Annotated in this window: 3 protein-coding genes; all 3 read left to right on the plus strand. The window is 55.4% G+C overall.

Features of this window, described 5'->3' with window-relative positions; all coding sequences use genetic code 11:
• Positions 1-1042 (plus strand): sodium:solute symporter family protein (locus VGK48_02130; GenBank protein ID HEY2379957.1); only part of this gene is annotated, 1042 nt, incomplete at its 5' end.
• The gene (locus VGK48_02135) at positions 1002-2177 is read left to right on the plus strand and encodes a M24 family metallopeptidase (GenBank protein HEY2379958.1); all 1176 of its coding nucleotides are present in this window, start codon (positions 1002-1004) and stop codon (positions 2175-2177) included. The genes VGK48_02130 and VGK48_02135, both read left to right, overlap by 41 nt.
• A gap of 124 nt (positions 2178-2301) precedes the next feature.
• Positions 2302-2552, plus strand: a 251-nt coding sequence (locus VGK48_02140) for a hypothetical protein (GenBank protein ID HEY2379959.1), incomplete at its 3' end; no start/stop codon positions are given.

A 2552-nucleotide genomic window follows, 5' to 3' on the forward strand; every position in this document is an offset into this window, starting at 1 on the left:
GATCGGCGGCGGCGACATCCTTCACCTGATATTTCCGCAGGTTGCCAGAAACACCGGGCTATATATCATGGCCGCCTTCGTCATTTTTTTCACAGCGGCTGCCGGCATGGCGTCGATTGCTTATCTCGATCTCGTGATCGGTTCTCTGGTGACACTGACCGTCATCGTCGCAGTTCCGATCCTGCTCGGTCGAGTGGGTGGTTGGCAAGCCGTCGAAAGCGCGCTCCCGGCAACCCATTTTCAGGTGCTCGGGGATTACACGCTCTCGCGGGCCATCGGATTGGCTCTTCCCACCATGCTGTTACTGATCGGCAATCAGGGCATGTATCAAAAATTCTTTTCCGCAAAATCGGAGAGTGATGCGCGAAAATCGGTCGTCGGATGGATTGTAGGAACGGTGGTTCTCGAGACGCTGCTTATGGCCGTAGCCGTCATCGCGAGCTCGAAACTGCATACCGCGCATCCGCGTGAGATTCTTGCCCTCACCGCCAAAGAAGGTTTGCCTCCCTGGCTGGGAGCAATCTTGCTCGGCGGCATTTTCGCAAAGGTCATTTCTACTGCCAATAACTATCTCTTCTCTCCCGCGACCAATCTGATCCATGACATTTATGGACGGTTCATCGACCGCAACTCCTCCGAGCGGAAGACTTTGATTGTTTCGCGACTGATCGTGATCCTGCTGGGCGCATTCGCCGTGCTGCAGGCCACTCAGTTCGAATCCGTTCTGAAAGCCGCACTCTATGCCTATACGGTGTATGGCGCGGCAGTCACTCCAGCGGTGATGGCCGTCTTTTTCTGGCGGCGCAGCACGGCAGCGGGCGCCGTCAGTTCGATCGTCCTCGGCACAATCGTCACCATAGCCTGGCAACTTCTCCAGAACTATGGACCGCAAGGAATTCAATCGAGCATCGGCCGTATCGACGCTGTCTATCCGGCTCTTTTCGTATCGGTCGCCAGTCTTATTGTGGTGAGCCTGTTAACACCACATACAATCACAAAAGATGCTCACCGACCGGATACAAGAGAGCCTGCGCGCCCGTAACCTGGACGGCTGGTTATTTTTCGATCATCACTATCGCGATCCGCTCGCGTATCGAATCCTCGAAATTCCGGCAGGCCTGCTCGTCTCGCGGCGATGGTACTATTTCGTTCCCGCGGAGGGGGAGCCGCAAAAACTGGTGCATCGTATCGAGAGCGGCACGCTCAGCAGCCTGCCGGGCAGCCAGCATGTTTACTCGAGCTGGGTGGAACAGCAGCAGAAGCTGCACGCCATGCTCATGAGCGTCGCCCGAATCGCTATGCAGTATTCGCCAAACTGCGCCATTCCCTACATTTCGCTTGTGGATGGCGGGACGATCGAATTGGTTCGGGCGGCTGGTGTCGAGGTCGTCAGTTCGGCCGACCTGGTGCAGGAGTTTGAAGCGCGCCTCACGGAAGCGCAATTTCAATCGCACATGGAGGCGGGTAAGCGAATCGACCAAATCCGCGGCGAAGCGTTTCAACTAATAGCGGATCGTATCCGAGCCAGAAATCCGATTACCGAATTTCAGGTCCATGAGTTCATCCGGCGTCGTTTCGATCAGTCGGCGCTCGAGAGCGACCACGGGCCGATTGTCGCCGTCAATGCGAACGCATCGGACCCGCACTACGAGCCGTCCGCGGAACGGGCCGCGCATATTCAGTCCGGCGACGTCGTTCTCATCGACATGTTTGCCAAACTTTCCCATCCCGGTAGTATCTTCTACGACATTACTTGGACGGGGGTTTGCGGAGATACCATACCGGATCGTGTTCAGCAGGTCTTTAACATTGTTCGGGACGCGCGGAAGAAAGCGACTGAATTCGTAATTCGAAAGATAGGAGCCGGCGAACGTCTAGCCGGATTCGAAGTGGACGACGTGGCGCGCGGTCATATAGAAAGTCACGGCCTTGGCGAGTATTTCTTCCATCGGACCGGACACAGCATTGCGACGGAAATTCACGGTACCGGCGCTAATATGGACAACCTGGAATCGCATGACGAGCGTCAGCTTCTGCCCGGCAGTTGCTTTTCCGTCGAGCCCGGCGTGTATCTGCCGGAATTTGGCATTCGTTCGGAAGTCAATATGTATGTGGGCGACGGTTTCGCGAAAGTCACGGGTGAAGAACAAGAACAACTCGTGTTAATCAAAGCGTAATAATCACGTCTCGGCGGTGCTTCTCTATCTGCATGAATTGGCGGACCTTGCGCGAGCATAACCCGCATCAATAAATTTGATTGCTCTCGTGCCCCTTGCCGTAATACAGTTCGGTATGGCAACAATGAGTCACATAGAACCTCCGGCTACGCTTGTTGGGCTCCTCCATCGGGTCAGCGGCATCGTGAGTTCCGAACTCTCGCTCGATGAAATGCTGGGCGAGATCGTCGGCCTCACAGTGCAGGTCACTAACTGCGATGCCTGCCTGGTTTACCTGATAGAACGCGAGACGAACGAAATCGTGCTTCGGGCGTCGCAGGTTCCTCACCAAAGCGATCTCGGCAATATTCGTTTGAAAATCGGTGAAGGTGTAAC

Source organism: Terriglobia bacterium (assembly GCA_036496425.1).
Classification (GTDB): domain Bacteria; phylum Acidobacteriota; class Terriglobia; order 20CM-2-55-15; family 20CM-2-55-15; genus 20CM-2-55-15.

Coding starts and splice junctions, on each gene's coding strand:
- VGK48_02135 (HEY2379958.1), top strand. CDS start 1,002: ATGCTCACCGACCGGATACAAGAGAGCCTGCGCGCCCGTAACCTGGAC.